Origin of the sequence: Haliscomenobacter sp. (assembly GCF_041740695.1) — a bacterium.
Classification (GTDB): Bacteria; Bacteroidota; Bacteroidia; order Chitinophagales; family Saprospiraceae; genus Haliscomenobacter.
Genome location: NZ_JBGSLK010000017.1, coordinates 1 through 17,655, shown reverse-complemented (window position 1 = coordinate 17,655; position 17,655 = coordinate 1). Strand labels below are relative to the sequence as shown.

Annotated in this window: 14 protein-coding genes; 7 read left to right on the top strand and 7 right to left on the bottom strand. The window is 45.4% G+C overall.

Translation table 11 applies throughout. The features are described 5' to 3' along the window. Nucleotides 1–100 precede the first annotated feature (100 nt). The 3 genes from ACEW9O_RS02845 to ACEW9O_RS02835 all read left to right on the top strand — a co-directional run bounded on the left by ACEW9O_RS02845 (nucleotide 101) and on the right by ACEW9O_RS02835 (nucleotide 5,670). Nucleotides 101–754 carry a LuxR C-terminal-related transcriptional regulator gene (locus ACEW9O_RS02845; RefSeq protein ID WP_373548606.1) on the top strand — a complete coding sequence of 218 codons (654 nt, stop codon included), beginning with the start codon at nucleotides 101–103 and terminating at the stop codon, nucleotides 752–754. Nucleotides 755–848: 94 nt separating this feature from the next. Continuing rightward, entirely contained in the window at nucleotides 849–1,991 is a 1,143-nt protein-coding gene (locus ACEW9O_RS02840; RefSeq protein ID WP_373548605.1) for a LysM peptidoglycan-binding domain-containing protein, read from the top strand. 373 nt (nucleotides 1,992–2,364) lie between these two features. Next, nucleotides 2,365–5,670, top strand: coding sequence for a carboxypeptidase regulatory-like domain-containing protein (locus ACEW9O_RS02835; RefSeq protein WP_373548604.1), 3,306 nt, complete (start codon nucleotides 2,365–2,367; stop codon nucleotides 5,668–5,670). Nucleotides 5,671–5,761: 91 nt separating this feature from the next. Here ACEW9O_RS02835 and ctlX read toward each other — a convergent pair whose 3' ends face one another. The 4 genes from ctlX to ACEW9O_RS02815 form a co-directional block, all read right to left on the bottom strand. Continuing rightward, complete coding sequence (gene ctlX, locus ACEW9O_RS02830; RefSeq protein WP_373548603.1) at nucleotides 5,762–6,697, bottom strand: citrulline utilization hydrolase CtlX; 936 nt, start codon at nucleotides 6,695–6,697, stop codon at nucleotides 5,762–5,764. Between the two features lie 60 nt (nucleotides 6,698–6,757). Continuing rightward, on the bottom strand, nucleotides 6,758–7,114 hold the full coding sequence (queD, locus tag ACEW9O_RS02825) for a 6-carboxytetrahydropterin synthase QueD (RefSeq protein WP_373548602.1): 357 nt from the start codon (nucleotides 7,112–7,114) through the stop codon (nucleotides 6,758–6,760). A gap of 113 nt (nucleotides 7,115–7,227) precedes the next feature. Further along, nucleotides 7,228–9,306: a ComEA family DNA-binding protein gene (locus ACEW9O_RS02820; protein WP_373548601.1), complete on the bottom strand. Its 2,079-nt coding sequence runs from the start codon at nucleotides 9,304–9,306 to the stop codon at nucleotides 7,228–7,230. 398 nt (nucleotides 9,307–9,704) lie between these two features. Next, nucleotides 9,705–9,995 (bottom strand): hypothetical protein, encoded by a 291-nt coding sequence (locus ACEW9O_RS02815; protein ID WP_373548600.1) that lies wholly within the window; start codon nucleotides 9,993–9,995, stop codon nucleotides 9,705–9,707. Between the two features lie 151 nt (nucleotides 9,996–10,146). On the opposite strand from ACEW9O_RS02815, the gene ACEW9O_RS02810 reads away from it, so the two are divergent. Next, the gene (locus ACEW9O_RS02810; protein ID WP_373548599.1) at nucleotides 10,147–11,247 is read left to right on the top strand and encodes a porin; all 1,101 of its coding nucleotides are present in this window, start codon (nucleotides 10,147–10,149) and stop codon (nucleotides 11,245–11,247) included. A 102-nt stretch (nucleotides 11,248–11,349) separates the two neighbouring features. Next, entirely contained in the window at nucleotides 11,350–12,360 is a 1,011-nt protein-coding gene (locus tag ACEW9O_RS02805) for a glutamine synthetase beta-grasp domain-containing protein (RefSeq protein WP_373548598.1), read from the top strand. A gap of 94 nt (nucleotides 12,361–12,454) precedes the next feature. Here the strand turns inward: ACEW9O_RS02805 and ACEW9O_RS02800 are convergent, their stop codons facing one another. Further along, nucleotides 12,455–13,462, bottom strand: coding sequence for a LacI family DNA-binding transcriptional regulator (locus tag ACEW9O_RS02800; protein ID WP_373548597.1), 1,008 nt, complete (start codon nucleotides 13,460–13,462; stop codon nucleotides 12,455–12,457). A gap of 220 nt (nucleotides 13,463–13,682) precedes the next feature. Between ACEW9O_RS02800 and ACEW9O_RS02795 the strand changes: the two genes are divergently transcribed. Beyond that, nucleotides 13,683–14,228 carry an RNA polymerase sigma-70 factor gene (locus tag ACEW9O_RS02795; RefSeq protein ID WP_373548596.1) on the top strand — a complete coding sequence of 182 codons (546 nt, stop codon included), beginning with the start codon at nucleotides 13,683–13,685 and terminating at the stop codon, nucleotides 14,226–14,228. Between the two features lie 356 nt (nucleotides 14,229–14,584). After that, nucleotides 14,585–14,800, top strand: a complete 216-nt coding sequence (locus ACEW9O_RS02790) for a PspC domain-containing protein (RefSeq protein ID WP_320030447.1) — start codon at nucleotides 14,585–14,587, stop codon at nucleotides 14,798–14,800. A 132-nt stretch (nucleotides 14,801–14,932) separates the two neighbouring features. Here ACEW9O_RS02790 and ACEW9O_RS02785 read toward each other — a convergent pair whose 3' ends face one another. Both ACEW9O_RS02785 and ACEW9O_RS02780 read right to left on the bottom strand, forming a co-directional pair. Next, nucleotides 14,933–16,477 (bottom strand): long-chain fatty acid--CoA ligase, encoded by a 1,545-nt coding sequence (locus ACEW9O_RS02785; RefSeq protein ID WP_373548595.1) that lies wholly within the window; start codon nucleotides 16,475–16,477, stop codon nucleotides 14,933–14,935. Between the two features lie 120 nt (nucleotides 16,478–16,597). Next, nucleotides 16,598–17,491, bottom strand: a complete 894-nt coding sequence (locus ACEW9O_RS02780) for a hypothetical protein (protein WP_373548594.1) — start codon at nucleotides 17,489–17,491, stop codon at nucleotides 16,598–16,600. Between the last annotated feature and the right edge of the window lie 164 nt (nucleotides 17,492–17,655).

Here is a 17,655-nt window from a genome sequence, read left to right as displayed (position 1 = left end):
AGCATTTATAGGGCATCTGACACGCTATTTAAACGTAGTCTAAATAAATTTTGCATCCGCAAAAAAAAACCGTACCTTCGTGGATATAGTTATATCAACCATGAAGCAATATTCCGTATTACTGGCAGATGAACAACCTTTGGTCCGACTGGCCTTGCGCCAGCTACTAGGCCAGAAGGAACAATACCTGATTGTAGCGGAAGTGTGCAATGAAGAGGAAATGATTGCCTCCCTACGGGTCAATAAAGCCGATTTGGTCCTCATTGATTACAGCCAATCCGAAAGTTTCCGTCCCAGCTCGATCGCCAAAATCAAAACCGTTTCGCCACATACACAGGTATTGGTCATCAGTGCGGATACCCGCAAAGACAGTATTGCACAGGTACTGGAGTTAGGGGTCACCAGTTTTTTGACCAAAACATGCGGCCTTGGCGAAATCCTCGAAGCAGCTCAGGCTACGCTCAAAGGAGATAAGTTTTTTTGCAGTCGGGTAATTGATTTTTTACTGGAGAAATCCTTTGCCAAGGAAACCGAGGTCAATTGTGCTCCTACCCCTCTTTCCGCCCGTGAAATTCAAATTGTACAACTCTCTGCCAAAGGCCTGATTGCCAAAGAAATTGCCGATACACTCAACCTGAGTACGCACACCGTTTACACCCACCGCAAAAACATCATGAAGAAATTGCAAATCAGCTCTTCTTCGGAGCTAGTGCTTTACGCAGTGAGTAAGGGTTTGGTGCAAAATGAAATTTGAACTATTTCCTATCAGTCTTACTCCTTTCTTTTCAGAATTGTTGTTTTTTTGAATAAAAACTCCCAAATTGCCTTGATATTCAAAGGCAATCAATATGAAAAAAAATTCAATTACGCTGTACTTGCTGATGTGCACTCCGCTTTGGGTAATGGCACAAACCTACGTTGCTCCTCCCCCCTTGTTACCCAATCCAGGTTACAATGCCAACAACAACCCCAATAGGGAACCCGTTTATGCGCCGGAGACCAACAGCAATCTCAACAATACCGCTGCGCTTAACCAGAGTAGCAGAACCCACTCCGTAAAAAAGGGAGAAAGTCTTTACCGCATCGCGAAGTTGTACAACGTCACCGTTGACGACATCAAGGCGTGGAACTACCTGCAATCTGATTTGATTGCAGTAGGTACCAGCCTCAGCATTGGTACACCAGCACCGTATGTGGCCAGCAATAATGTGCCTCCACAATACGGTCAAATGACTGAGCGCTCCGTTCAGGGTTGGCAAACTGGGCTTCAAAATCATACCCTCTTATCTGGTGAGGCCCTTGCTAGCATCGCCAATTATTATGGTTTGACCGAAGCGCGTTTGCGTTCGATGAACAACCTGGGCCCACAAGACCCTGTTCCCGCTGGTTATATACTCAATGTAAATCCTTGCCTCAACAGCACCACAATGGGCCCTCCACCTCCTAATTCATTCGAGCAGTCCAACAATGTGGGGAACTATACCACAAGTGGTGCTCAGGATTACAGCTCTGCGGTGCCCAAATACATTCCACAGGATCGTTCTGTGAATACCAATATGCCGAACACCAATACGCCGAATAGCTACGACTATAATGGCAACACCACTTATAACCCTGGTACTTATAACCCTGGTACTTATAATCCTGACACTTATAATTCTGGTACCTATAATTCTGGCACCTATAACCCCGGCGCCTACAATTATCGGCGCGAAGACCAGTACGACCCCAATGCCGCCAACTCCTCGGCAATACCCAATAGTTATGATTACAGCGCTAGGGGTGGTGTGCCGAACAACCCGAATACCAATCTTGGCACTCCAGGAGCTTTGATTTATGAAAATGGTCGACGTGTTCACTTGGTAGGAACAAATGACACGCTGGAAACCATTGCTGATCAATATCAAGTATCGGCAGATCGTCTTCGGACACTTAACAAGATGGGTGCGTTCGATGTGGTTTGGCCCAACCAAAAATTGCAGTTGGAATAATTCGATTAAAAAATAGACTAAAAATGCTTGATTGAACGCTTCAGGGTCCCGTCCATCGTTCAATCAAGCATTCTCTTTTTCTAAATGTTTCTGGTTTACTCTTCAATGTTAAATTTATGTTAACTTTTTTTTCGGTAGCTTTTTCTAAGTTTTCAAGCGAATCAAAAAATTTTACCACGTGAAATTCAGGTGACAATTTCTTTTATTCTTAGTAACAATATTTTTACAATAAAATTAACATAGGGATTTTTTTTATAATCGATTGATTTTTAATCATAAAACTAACGATGAGTTAATGTTGATTTCAAAACCGTGAGTTAATTTTGCGTCGTGATTAGTATTTACTCATTCCATCACCAAATTTAACTAGTTTATGAAGCTTGCTAACCTGTTTAAAGCGCTTTGCACAGTAGTTGTTATTCTGGCTGCGCAATTGGGCGCTTTTGCTCAGGTGACTTCTTCCGCGATGACCGGTATCATTACCGACACCAAAGGAGAAGCCCTGATTGGTGCCAACGTGGTTGCAGTACACGTTCCTTCGGGTACATCGTACGGTACCGCTACTGACCTGGACGGTTCTTACCGCATGCCAGGTATGCGTGTAGGGGGGCCCTACAAAATTACGGTGACTTACACCGGATTCGCCGACCAAGTAAAAGAAAACATTTACATCAGCCTCGGTACTGCTGCAACCATCAACGTTGAGTTGGCGGAACAATCAGTGACCCTGGACGACGTTGTGATCAGCGCGGGTAAGAACGCTATCTTCTCGAGCGATCGTACTGGTGCTGCAGTTCAATACGACACCAAAGCCATCAACAGCTTGCCTACCATTGGCCGTACCATAGACGACATTACCAAATACAATGCTTATAGCAATGGTCGCTCTTTTGCTGGCCAGGACAGCCGTTTCAACAACTTTACCATCGACGGTTCGGTGTTCAACAACGGTTTTGGTTTGGGTTCTTCGGCTCAGGCTGGTGGTCGTACGGGTACTACTGCAATTTCTCTGGATGCATTGGAAGAATTGCAAGTAAACATTGCGCCTTTTGACGTTCGGCAGTCGGGCTTTGCAGGTGCAGGCATCAATGCTGTTACTCGCTCTGGTACCAATGAATTCTCGGGTTCAGCTTACCACATCTGGCGTACCCAGGACTTGGTAGGAGAAAAAGCTGATGGTCTGACCATTCCTGCGGTTACCATTGATGAAAAAACGACTGGTTTCCGCCTGGGTGGACCAATCGTGAAAAACAAACTGTTTTTCTTCATAAACGGTGAGCAGTTCAAAAGCTCCAACCCTGCTTTGACCTGGCAATTGAACCGTCCAGGTGCAACCGGCAACGTATCTCGGGTAACTGAATCCGACTTACAGGATTTGAGCAGCTTTTTGCAGACCAACTTCAATTATGATTTAGGCCAGTTGGACAACTTCAACAATGACGTAACCAGCCGCAAAGGCATCGTGCGTTTGGATTACAACATCAGCCAGAAGCACAAAGCCTCATTGCGTTATTCTCACCACAACTCGGAGTCAGAATCGCTAATCAGTGGCTCCAACAGTAGCAACACCGCAGGTAATGGTAACCGCCAGAACTCTGCATTGGCTATTTCTGGTGAAAACACTGGCTACATCATCAAGGACAACACCCGTTCGGTTGCCTTCGAGTTGAACTCTGTGTTGAGCAACAAAACGTCGAACAACTTTGTGGCGACCTTCAACAAACAAAATGAAGACCGCAAGTATCGCAACGCCAACCTCTTCCCAACGGTAGACATTCTGAAGGATGGAACTACCTACACTTCCGTAGGTTTCGACCCCTTTACGCCGAACAACCAGTTGAACTATAGTACGCTCAACCTGATCAACAACTACAACATTTCGGTGAAGAAGCACTATTTTACCCTCGGTTTGGGTTATGAGTACTTCCAATCCAACAACGTATTTTTCCCAGCTTCTAACGGGGTGTACGTGTACAACTCGATCGATGATTTCAAAACTGCAGCACTGCAGTTCAAAAATGATCCAAGCAACCCGGTATCACCAGTTACCGTCAACCGTTACAACTTGCGTTATTCCTTGTTGCCTGGAGGTGGCGAGCCACTACAGGTTTTGAAGGTGTCTACTTTTACCGGATATGTACAGGATGAACTGCAAGTGTCCAAACGTTTCAAATTGACGATGGGCTTGCGAGCTGACTTGTTCAAATACGACAACGGTACGGCTGAAGACTTCTTCAACCCAGTTGTAGGGGCGCTGACATTCAAAGATGAGAACAACGAAAACCTGACCATTAATACCGGCGCTTTCCCTAAGGCCAACTTGCAGTTGTCTCCACGAGTAGGTTTCAACCTGGATGTAAAGGGCAATCAAAAAACCCAGGTACGTGGTGGAACGGGTATCTTCGTTTCTCGCATTCCACAAGTATTGGTATCCAACCAATTGGGTAACAACGGGGTGAACACTGCGATAATCAACCAAACGAGTACCACTGCGTATCCGTTTACTACTGATCCTAGTGATTTTGCTCCTGATAATACCGACATTACCAAGTTGCCACCTTACGTAATCAACGCTTCAAAAGAAGATTTGAAGTACCCTACCTTGTGGAAAAACAACCTGGCCATCGACCAGCAGTTGCCACTTGGTCTAGTGCTGACCGTAGAAGGTTTGTACAACAAGGTAATCCAGGGCCTGCGTTACATCGATGCTAACCTGAATGGGCCAGACCGTAGCCTTGCCGGTGCTGATACCCGCGATCGTTTCCCTGCATCGGCGGGTCGTTTTATCAATAAAGCCATTAACAACGCTTTCATCCTGTCCAATACCCAGGATGGGTATTCGTACTCCTTCACTGCGAAGTTGGAAAAACCAGCAGTTAAAGGCTTTGGAGGGATGATTGGTTATACCTATGCTAGATCAACTGACCTCCAGTCGGTAGGTAGCACAGTACAAGCCAATGCACCAACTGTAGGTGGCCAAAACTACTTGGAAGCTTCTTTCTCTGACAACGATTTGCGTCACCGTTTTGTAGGTTTTGTCAATTATCGCATCAACTATGGTGGTAAATTTGGTGGTGCCACGGAAATTACCTTAGGTGGTGTTGCGGCAAGCGGCTCTAAAATCAACTACATTTATGGTAATGACCTGAACGGCGATGGTCAAACCAACGACCTGATCTATATTCCCAACAATGCTTCTGAGCTTACTTTCGCGAGCTTTACCTCTGGGGGCAAAACTTTTTCCCCTGCCGAGCAACAAACTGCCTTTAATGCCTTCATTGAAGCAGATGACTACCTCAAAACCCGTCGGGGTCAGTATGCAGAGCGCAACGGAGGTTTCTTGCCCTGGTTAACTCGTTTTGACCTTACTGTGATGCAGGAAGTATACATCAAAATTGGTGGGACAAAAAACACCTTCCAGTTCCGTGCGGACATCCTGAACTTTGGCAACATGATCAATGATGCCTGGGGTATAGGCAATCAACTTACTGCTGGTAACTTTAACAATGCTAACCCACTTTCAGTGGCCAGTGTTGCTGCAGATGGAACACCTAATTTGCGTATGGCAACCAGAGTTGTAGGTGGTCAGACTATTCTGCTCGATACTCCATTTGTAAAAACCATCAACGTGAACAGCGTTTGGCAAGCCCAATTGGGTGTACGTTACATCTTCAATTAAGACATGGACTAATCTCCATTTTTAGGATAAAAAAGGGGCTGCTTCCAATGGAGGCAGCCCTAATTTTTTGAAATGGCAACGATTAGTGTGGCTATGACCTATGTGGCAAAAACACCTCCGCCATCATACACCGCGCACTTCCACCACCATAAGTTTCAATGGTTTTAATCGGACTGTGCAAAATCCGGGTATGTTTTTCAATTTTGGCAATTTGATCTGGCTTTAAGGATTCGTAAGCTTGGGTCGACATGACCAAATAGGTCTCACCACTCGTATTGCGCACCTGCAACATATTGCCCGCAAAAGACATCATTTGTTCAAGACTCAGGTCGATGACTTCTTTGCCCGTGGCATCAAAATAGGACAACAAATCTGACTTATCCTCGGCATCCCGAATGCTATCCATCACAATCACCACAAAAGTCTCACCCAGGGCCATCATCACATTGGTATGGTAAATATCCTGCCCCTGGCCATCCACCGCATGAAAAAGCACGGGTGTATATCCGGTGATTCGGGAAAACTCCTCCAACAATTCGGGATCAGTACGCGGACTCAAGCACGCGTACACCAGTCGATTGGGGCGATCCAAAATCATACTTCCAGTGCCTTCCAGGAATTTATCTTGGGCTTCGTGGCCCTCCATCCGCACGTGATTGGTAATGGCGAACTGCCCAGACAGGTTATTGAGTACATCTTCGCGGCGTTCCAGGCGGCGCTTGGTCGCGTACATGGGATAAGTAATGATCAGCCCATCCTGATGAAAAGTAACCCAGTTATTGGGGAAAACTGCATCCGGAGTAATGGGCTCAGCCGTATCTTCCACGATGATTACATTGACTCCAGCCGCACGAAGCTTTACAACAAAGGTGTCAAATTCAGCTTTGGCCTTTTCTTGAATTTCTATCACACTCAGGCTTTGGTCATTGACTTGGAAGGCATTGTTGGATGCCGTTTCCTCATTGAATCCAAAATGAGCTGGACGGACCATCAGGATGGTATCGGTAGTTTGCTGGATGCTTTGCATAAGTATATTAGGTATCTGGTAAGGCTAAAATCGTCTGGCAACAAAAATCAACAAATTTTACTATTTACCATCATAAATCACACCTGTATTTGGCGTCTCCTTTACTTCAATAGATTTGAGTTGAGCCAATTTAGGTTTGAGGCGATCCCATATCCACACCGCGATGACCTCTGCGGTTGGGTTTTCCAGTCCGGGGATGTCATTGAGCATTTTGTGATCCAGGATTTTTTCCAGCGGTTCCCAGGCATTTTTCACCTCTGCAAAGTCTACTACCCAGCCCAAATGTGGATCCAGCGGCCCCTCCAAAAGTATCTTCACATAATAGGTGTGCCCATGCATGTGTGCACACTTGTGGCCTGCTGGTACATTGGGCAAAAAATGGGCAGAGTCAAAGCTGAATTCCTTGTACAATTCCATGTTTGGGTTTTTTGAGGCGCAAAGATAAGCAATCAGCAGTCAGCTTTCAGCAATCAGCTATCCGTTTTACTGAGAGCTGATTGCTCATTGCTGATGGCTGATAGCTGATCGCCCTAAAACACATACTTAATTTGAGCACTCAACTGGGTTCTCCGTTGCCCTTCGATCAGCTCCAGGCCGCTTCCGATCTGGGTTTGATTGGACCAAAAAGTTTGGGCAAAACGGGCTTCTATCGTTAAAGCAGAGACTGGTCGATAACGCAAATTCAGATATACCCGTGAGCCCCGGTTGTAATAAGGCGGAATGGAGAAGGTATTGAGTAGGTCGTTTTCGTAATAATAAAACCGCACATTGTAACTGTCCGTATCAAACAAGGCGAAACGAGTCGAAAAAGACAATGGAAAGCCGATGGGATGGACAATTACATCCTGCAATACCGCAAAACCAAACTCCCTCGCCCCAACTCCCCCATCCCAATACCCCCAATCGGCGCGGGTGCGCAGCTCTACTGCTTTACTTACCTGGTTGCTGACATAAGTGCGCAGTTGCAGCAAACGGGTGGGCGCAAGTATGTTGTAAGCAGTTTCGTTTCCAAAAGCATTTTCTTCTTTGTTTTCCTGGCGCAACTCGATGAAAGCCCGCATTCGACGGCGTTTTTCATAAGTGAGCCGCAGGCGCCATTCGGTACCTCGAGAGGGTGCATCCACCTGAAAGCGCAGCCAAGGGTGCCGCCACACGTCATAATAGGCATTAACAGTCCAGCCAGTGCGAGGCCGAATTTCTAAGCCCATGTACACCCCTTCCTCGTTGCGACCTCCATCGGTTTCGCCAAAAGCAGCCGCGCCCAGCGCCTGGAAATTGCGTGGATAACGGCGGTAAACCAGCGCTGCATCCATTTTCCGATCCAGGGTCATCAGCAGTCCGTTAACGGTGGCGACGGCGCCATTGTCGCTCCAGGCCGTTTCGCCAAACGCATTCAGATTGCCCCAACGCGCAGAGTAATCTAAACTGGTGTTGAGCAGGGATTGCCCTTGGAAATAAAAGCGGTTGTAGGGTTGTGGATTGAGGGTCAATGCCCGGTCAAAACGATGGTAAACACTATTGAGGCCCAATCGGTAAGCCCCACTGTGGTACTGTAGCGACAGGCCACTGATGTTCTGACGCACACTGTTTTTATCTTCAATTTCACGCGCTGTCCGGTGAAATCCGGCGTCAATAAAAGAACTGAAGCTGGCTACTTCTTCATCTAGCGTGTCCACTCCATTGACATTGCCATCCCGCAAGCGACTAGAATAAAAAGCGGTTACCTCTAATTGGTTGCTCAAGGCATAGCTGACACCTGCGCCACGCAAATAGTTGGCTTCGTTGGCTGAAGCATAAGGGCGAAGGTTACGCGCATTGCGTTTGACCAAAGTAGACGCCGCATTTTTACCTGTGCTGAAACCCGAAAATAAAATCAAACCCTGGCCAAAACTGGCATTAAAATCCCCCAGTGCGAGTGCTTTTAGTTTTTTGCGGTAATTGTTCAGGAAAAAATGCGCTGAATAAAAGTCAAAACCCTGGCGGTTGTTTCCTGTAAAAAAAGCTTCCCCCCGATCCTTCTCCGCCGTAATGCCAAAACTCAAACGATTGTAATAGGTGTGCCGCCAACGGACAAACAACTGATTGGGATCGCCTAGGTAAGATTGTTCGGATTCTGGATTGGCGTATCCTGCCTGTTCTTCCATTACGCGTGACCAACGCATCTGAACCTCATTGCGGCCATCACCGATCATTTCCAAAATGGAAGCCTGAAAATCATCCAAATCACCACCTGTGGTCAGATAAGGTATAATGCGGCGAATGAGTGCCAAGTCAAAACCAGGAATCACCTGCAACTCATATAAAGCCAAGAGCGGCCCGGCAGTCTTGCGGTATTGTAGCAAGTTGTTGATTTGAATATCGTTCAATAAGCCCATTTCACGCAAGTCAGCTTCCTCGCAACGATTGATGTTGAGCGGGCGTTTTCGGAAAGTAGCCAAAAGGTCAAATTGGCCATTTAAATCAAAATCCCCTGATTCAGCACCACTATTTTGCAAAAAATCTTCCAGCAAATCCGTTGGCACTGGGTCTACGATAAGGCTATCGGGTCGCTGGGCGAACAAAGGCAGCGATACAATCAGCAAAAAAGATAAAATGAGTATACTGCGCATAATGAATGGCGATAGTGAGCTATCATGCGAAGATAAAGTAAGCTATTTAAGTTCTGGTGATAATCCGAATGAAAAGAGATTTTTAGTCCAATGTGGGGGAAAAAGCAAATTTTTTACGCTGAATTCACTTATTTTTAATAAAAAAACAAGCCATTAAGTGGACTTGGACGTAAAGGCACAAAACTTATTTAAACAATTGCGAATCAAATAATTAACATGGTTTATAGACACAGAATAGTGCGCTAGCCATCACATTGAAAGCAAAAAATAAATAGTTTGGGCCAAACTCAGCAACTACTTTTACATTATCAAATGAAGCCAAGGTCAACTGACCATAACCAAACAAGCGAATAAGCGCTACTCAACAAACCCCGCCTGCCCTTAGCCAAATTACCACTTTAAAGAACAACCATTGATTGAACTTTCACTTGTGTGGGCGAGTGATACCAATTCAAGCAATGAAGTTTCACTTCAATTCCGGCTGGAAGAAGTGGCTCATCGTCAGCAATGGCTTTGAGTATCAAGGCTGGATTTTCAACTAAAGCAATTTTTTTTTGATTGTTGACCCCATCAGGTCGAGCACAAAAACAAAAAAGGCCTCCGAGATTTGTGGGAATCTGGAAGCCTGCGAAAGAAAACGGTAATCCATTTTCAACTAAAGCTGAGCAAAGGTATAACATCTTGCGCATTTTCTCAAATGATTTTTGAGAGGATGAGAATGGATTATCATCATACCCACTAAGATTCACTCTATTCGTGGTGAGCATTAATGGGTTAGCACAATCTCAAGTTGTGCCCAAATGTTGGTTTGTTCTTTCTCTAACCCTCAAATATCTGAACATGAGAATTTTTTACAGTGCAGTATGTCTATTTGTGTTTGCTTCTCTCGCAAACATTTCTTTTGCTAGTAACACTGATCTTGCAACGGCAGGAATTCAGAACGAAGGAGACTCCATTCCAGAATCTCCATTTGAAATCAAAGGTGCAGTGGATGCCTATTTCCTGGCGGGAAAAGCACCACTCCCCACTAGCTTTACTGGTGGATCCAACAACTCGTTCAATTTGGGCATGGCCAACGTGATCTTCTCCAAAGAAGGTAAAGTAGGTTTTGTGGCTGACATTGCATTCGGCCCTCGTGCTGAAGCTGCCAATGGTGGATTTGATGCAGACGGGAAGGTAACTACCCTGACTGCCATCAAACAATTGTTTGTCACTTATTCGCCAACCGACGCGTTGAAGTTTACAGTGGGTAACTTCAGTACTTATTATGGTTATGAGGTCATTGATGCGAACGTCAATGTGAACTACAGTACTTCATACCAGTTTTCTTACGGCCCATTCTTCCATACGGGTATCAAAGCGAATCTTGCGCTTTCGGATAACTTTGGAGTGATGTTGGGCATGTTTAGCGATACCGATACCAAAATTGATGTGGTAAAAGGCCAACACATTGGTGGCCAGCTTTCCTACGCTGGTGGCAATTTTTCCGCTTACTTGAACTATCTGGGTGGTCGCTTTGCCGAAGAAACCGAAGATACGCCTGAAATCATGAGCAATCAGTTTGACATTACCGCTTCTTTTCAGGCAACGGAAAAATTCGGATTGGGTTTCAACGCTTCTACACGTATGTTAAGCTCAGATGATGGCGATGCCAGTTGGTCAGGTGCGGCTTTGTATGCCAAGTATGCTTTCAGCGATTCTTTCCTCATGGGGTTGCGCGCTGAAACCATCAGCGATAAAGATGGCTTCCTCTTTGGAGAAGAAGACAATAACATTTTTGCGCTGACTATTTCTGGCAACATTACCGTAGGGAGCAACTTGCGTTTCATCCCAGAATTGCGTTTTGATTCCGCTAAAGCCACTGGCACCTTTACCTCATACAGCGATGAGGCACTGAAGGCAAATTCAGTATTCCTCTTGGCTGCTGTGTATAGCTTCTAACTCAAACATGAGATAGAGATAGAGTGCTCAAACCTGCCTTCTGCAGTATTTGGGCACTCTGCCTTTCACCTTAAACACAAAATTTTTAAACTAAAAGCAGTCATGGCAAAAGCAAAACTAGAGTACATTTGGTTGGATGGCTATCAACCTATGCAAAGCTTGCGCAGTAAAACAAAAATTGTTGAAGATTTTAGCGGAAAACTGGAAGATTGCCCAATGTGGTCTTTCGATGGTAGCTCTACGGAGCAAGCTCCAGGTAACTCCTCCGACTGTCTGCTGAAACCTGTTGCCTTGTATCAAGACCCAGCTCGCAAAAATGGCTGGTTGGTAATGACCGAAGTACTGAGCGCCGATGGTGCTGCACACCCATCCAATGGTCGTGCAATGATCGAAGATGACGATGACGACTTTTGGTTCGGTTTTGAACAAGAATATTTCCTTTGGGATCCTGCAACCAGCAAACCACTGGGCTTCCCAGAAAACGGTTATCCGGCACCACAAGGTCCATACTATTGCTCCGTTGGTTACGGCAAGGCTTATGGCCGCGACATCATTGAAGAGCACCTGGATATTTGCCTCGAGGCTGGCCTGAACGTTGAAGGGATCAACGCAGAAGTCGCTACTGGCCAATGGGAATTCCAGATTTTTGCCAAAGGTGCTAAATCTGCTGGTGACCAAATTTGGGTTGCTCGTTATTTGCTTGAGCGCGTTGGTGAACAACATGGCCTTTCCATCGAGTGGCATTGCAAACCTGTAAAAGGTGACTGGAATGGCTCCGGTATGCACGCTAACTTCTCAAATACCCTCTTGCGTACTGCAGGAAGTAAAGAAACATACGAAAAAGTTCTCGAATCTTTCCGTCCGGTTATCGCCGAGCACATCGCTGTTTACGGCCCAGATAACCACTTACGCCTGACGGGTAAGCACGAGACTCAATCCATTGATGCCTTCAGCTATGGTGTATCTGACCGTGGTGCTTCAATCCGCATCCCTGTCGTTACCGTTGAAAAAGGCTGGAAAGGTTATTTGGAAGATCGTCGTCCAAACTCCGCTGCTGACCCCTACAAAGTGGCTGCAGTGATCATCAAGACGGTCAAATCTGCTTCGCTCTAGTTCCTGCATAGACATATGCCAACTAGCCCGCTTTGGTTCGCCGGAGCGGGTTTCTTTTTTTTAAGCGATCAGCTATGAGCAATCAGCTGTCAGCTCACACAGAATTGCGAATAACCAATTCCGGTTTAAAAATCCGTGTTTGTAATTTGAAGTCTTTGTCTGGAGATTCGATGTTTTCGAGGAGGATGCGGGCCGTTTCTTCTCCCATTTCATAAGATTGTTGGCTGATGGTGGTAAGCGGAGGTTCTAATAAAGGGCCTACTGCAAGATTGGTGAATCCAATTAGCGCCAAATCATTTGGGACATGCAAGTTCAACTCCCGCGCAGCCTTGAGCACACCCAAGGCAACATAATCACTTACCGCAAAAATGGCATCGGGGGGCTCAGGCAGATGCAACAAGTCCAGCGCCGTTTGATGACTATCTTCCATCCGAAAAGTAGTATGCACTAGGTATTCCGGGCGCAGCTCCATCTGGGCATCCCGCAGTGCGGCTTTAAACCCTTGCATGCGCAAGCGGGTCAACTTCAGCGTAGAGGGTCCAGCAATATGGGCAATCCGCTTCCGACCACTTTTGATCAAAAACTCACCCGCTTTGTACCCACCTTCAAAATTGTCGTTGATGATTTTATGGCCATACACCTGATCATTGGCCCGATCGAACATCGCGAGGGGAATATCTAGGTCTTTGAGCATGTTAAGGTGTTTAAAATCCAGGGTAGAACTACCAATCGAGATGGCTATCCCGTCTACCCTTGCACCAATCAATTGATCGATTATTTTTACTTCCCGCTCGTAGATGTTTTGGGATTGGAAAATCATCACGTTGTAGCCTTGCTGGTACGCTACATTTTCCAGTCCATTGATGATTTCCGAAAAAAACTGGTTGTCAATCTCAGGTACGACCAAACCAATCGTGTGGGTACGTTTTTTCAACAACCCAATGGCGTGTGAGCTCGGCCGGTAATTCAAGCGCTCAGCCAGTTCCAAGACCTTTTGTTTGGTTTCAGGTTTTACATCATACCGATTGTGCAAGGCCCGCGATACCGTGGCAACCGAGATGTTGAGCATCCGGGCGATGTCCTTTATGCTGACTTGCGGCATGGCTTGGCTTTTGTTGATCCTACAATATTACTCAAATTCAGAAAAAGGAAGGGGATTTATCTACCCGTCTAAAAAGTTCCGTAAACGTTTACATACATTTTTGAGGCATTTTATCGCCATTTACCAAAACAAATACCACGAATTGAACTAATTTCGAGTATTCTTCAGGGAATGGGGATATTTTCCAAATAAACTTCGGAATTCCTAAACGGACTTCATTATGGCTGCACAAAACCACCACATCGAAACGTTGTTCAAGCAAACCCTGGAACAAGGCGATTCGGCCAGTTTTGAGGCCCTTTTTAAAAACCAATACGTACTATTGTGCAGCTTCGCGACCCGCTACCTGCACAGTCCGCAAGCTGCCGAAGAGGCCGTATCGGAAGTATTTTACAAAATTTGGAAAAATCGCGCTCAAATCAACATCAAAACTTCCGCAAAATATTACCTCTACGCCAGTGTGCGCAATATGGCCATCGATATGCAGCGCCAGTCCAAAAAACAACAACACAATTCCGACGACTGTCTTTACGATCAGGCCTGCCCCGGGCCTGATGCCTACGATACCCTAATCGGACGAGAAACCCAGCAAAAAATTGACTCTGCAATTTTACGTTTGCCGCCACAATGTCGTACCGTATTCCAATTGAGTCGCCACGAGGGCCTCAAGTACCAGGAAATAGCCAATCGCCTTGGCATTTCCATCAAAACGGTAGAAACCCAAATGACCCGAGCACTCAAACAACTGCGAGTTGAAATGTTGTAGCTTACATCTTTTTTGATTTTCAGCACAAAGCAGCACAAAGGATACAAAGCCTAGGTAGTGGGGCAAAAATAAATGTTCATTTTTCCTAAGCCATAGGATTAGATAAGACACTTAAATTGAACCGTTTTCTTATCTAATCCTATGGCAAAATGAACATTTATTTTTTTATCGCCCCTAGTCAACGTCTAACTTTGGGCCCTTTGTGCTGTCTTTGTGTTCTTTTTGCTAAAAAATGTCGCTCTGGTTAAAATACTTCTTTCTTGTTGCACTTGAAAATACCCGGCTTGTACAACCTTTTTACCGATATTGCGTTAATTTGCATGTTCTTTTGGTTAACCATGTTTTAAGCAACAGCTATGAAAGAAGTCAAATCCCTCCTGGCCCGCTCCGCCTTTGGCGTTTGCAGTTACGTTGGTCAAAAAATGGGCCTATCTCCTGATCGGGTGCGTTTGTATTTCATCTACGCTTCCTTCGTTACCTTAGGGTCACCAATCATCGTATACCTGGTGATGGCTTTTTGGTTGAATGTCAAAAAGTACATCAAGGCGGGCCGGAATATGCTCTGGTCTTAGCCCAAACACCTTAGTAGTGGGCAAAAATAAGTTATCATTTTTTCTGAGCCAAAGGATTAGATAAGACACTTAAAATGAAACGTTTACTCATCTAATCCTCTGGCAAAATGATCACTTATTTTTTATCGCCCCTTATTTTCGCAATTCCTTTTTCAAAATTTTACCCGTAGCACTCATCGGCAGCGCATCCAACAACTCTACCACCCGGGGATATTTATAGGCCGCGATCCGTTCGCCGGTCCATTGTATGATTTCCTCCGGGCTGGCACTGGCTCCGTCTTTCAATACCACACAGGCCTTGATTTCTTCTCCGTATTCATCGTTGGGTATCCCGATCACTGCTACTAGCGAAATGGCCGGGTGTTGAATCATCACCTCTTCTACCTCGCGTGGATACACATTAAAGCCGCCCCGAATGATCATGTCCTTGGTGCGATCAACAATGTAAAAATAGCCGTCTTCGTCCTGAATCGCCACATCACCCGAGTGTAGCCAGCCATCTTGCAGGGATTCGGCGGTAGCATCTGGCTTGCGGTAATACCCTTTCATCACATTGTGGCCCCGGTAAAGCAATTGCCCCTTCTCCCCTACTGGCACGGTTTGACCTTTGTCGTCTAACAGTTTCACTTCGACACCCCAAACGGGAGTACCAATGCTCCCCGGCTTACGCGGGCGATCCGGATGGTTAAAGGTCACTACTGGTGAGCCTTCCGACATGCCGTAACCTTCAATAATCGGCACATTGAAGCGGGCTTCAAAATCATTGAGTACTTGTACAGGCAGTGAAGCACCACCCGACACCGCAATGCGCAGCTGGGCCGAGATGCTCGGGTAGTCGAATTTCTCTTCCCGGTAGTTCAGCAAACCCCAGTACATAGTAGGCACCCCGGCAAAAACACTGACCTTGTGTTTGGCCATGAGCCCGAATACTGCCTCAGCATCAAAACGTGGCAACAGCACACTGCTGGCACCACGGTACAAACCCGCATTCATCAGTACCGTCATCGCAAAGATGTGGAAAAGCGGCAGCACAATCAACAAAGTATCCGCAGGCTGAATGCCCACCAAATCGGCTGAAAGGATGGCGTTTTGCAGGAGGTTATTATGGCTCAGCTCAGCACCTTTAGGGCGGCCCGTAGTACCCGAAGTGTAAATGATGATGGCGGTATCTTCAGCACCAGTGGCATAAGCTTGTCCAGCGGGGGATTGCCCGGCCATCAAACTGCCCAGGGTGGCCACGCCTGGTATCGCTGGTGCGTCCGTTGGCTGCGGCATGATGAGGAAAAAATGATCGCAGCTGGGCACTTCGCCAAAGGCCTGGTGCCCCATCTGGCCAATCGGTAAATCGGGTGTGCCCACAAAACAAAAGTATGCTTTGGCCTCACTGTCGCTGAGGTGGTAGACAATTTCGTCTTTTTTGAGCAGTACACTGAGCGGCACCACTACCGCACCTGCTTTCAAAATCCCAAAATAGATGATCGGAAAATAGGGCAAGTTGAAACAACTAAGGGCTACTTTGTCACCCGGCTGAATGCCTTGCGCCCGCAGGCCATTGGCCACTTGGTTGGCCGCCCCGTTGACCTGGGCAAAACTGAGTTGAACTTCGCCAAAAATATAGGCTGTTTTTTGTGGATAGCGCCGCGCGCTGTCTTCAAGCAGGACAGATAGGTTGAGCATGCGATCTAGAGTTTGATGTAGGCAGAATCGTTTGGGTGAATATACGAGGAAATTGGGGAATGGGATGTGGGGGAGGTATGGATATTCTATGTAAAGCTATTTTAGGACGAGACAGTTGGTTTAGTTTGTGAAGTTTGATAATGCTGTATTCAATGATTCTATGAGCAGTTTGAACCAACTAAGGTCAATTAACTGCTTACTTCCAAGATTGCGCTCCAAATAACTTTTAATTTCGGCTAATTTTTCCATGTGTGCACTAAAATACATTTTGTTCAGGTCTTTGAAAGAATATGCATTCTTGACACTTCTATCAAACACATCTAGAAAATGACGATCTTTAATTTTAGATTCAATAATCTCAATGAGTTCATTAGCCGAAAGTAGGCCAACATATGAACGTATTATATTCTCGTCTTTCCATGTGTCAAGGTCATCTATTTTTTCTAAAAGCTTGGTACGGTACTGTTCTCCTGTCGCTGCTTTAAATTTATCATAAAGTATCTTCTGAACATCAGGATATTTCTTTCCGATAGTCTCCAAAGTATCTTCGAAACGGAGTTGTTCTATTGAATCAAATTTAGTAGTATTCAAAAGCTGGAAATCTAAAATTTCATCAATGAGGTGCCTTTTATTGATTACTAAGTCTATTCTTTCGTCTAAATAACAAATCAAGCTAATCCCTAGAATAACCTCTTCTACTAAAAGCTGATTTTCTAATGCGAGTAATTTAAACTTAGAGAAATATCCATTGAACTCCTCATTCGTCATCCAGATATACCCGCGAAGTTTATTGACAATTTTCAGAAATTCTGATTCTTGGATTTTCCTTTTGTAATTTTCCCAACTTTGGTTTTCCAAGCTCAATTGATCTTCATCAAATGATGCGTTATTAATAAGACAAAACATATATTCAAAATACACAAAATCAAAATCATAGCCACTTTTCATTATCAAGTCATTAGACACAAATCTCATAAAGGCGTTTTCTTGTTGGACTTCTTCTGAATCACTCACCTTTAGGTATGCGTTATGTCGAGTGGGTGTAATTCAAATTGTCGCAGACAATTTGAAAAAGGCTTATCTTGAGTACAAAGCCAATTAAGATGAGCAAGGAAGAATTTCTGGCCCTAGCGGCCTCACGTTACGAAGCGCTTAATAAGCTCAATGAAATCAAGGAT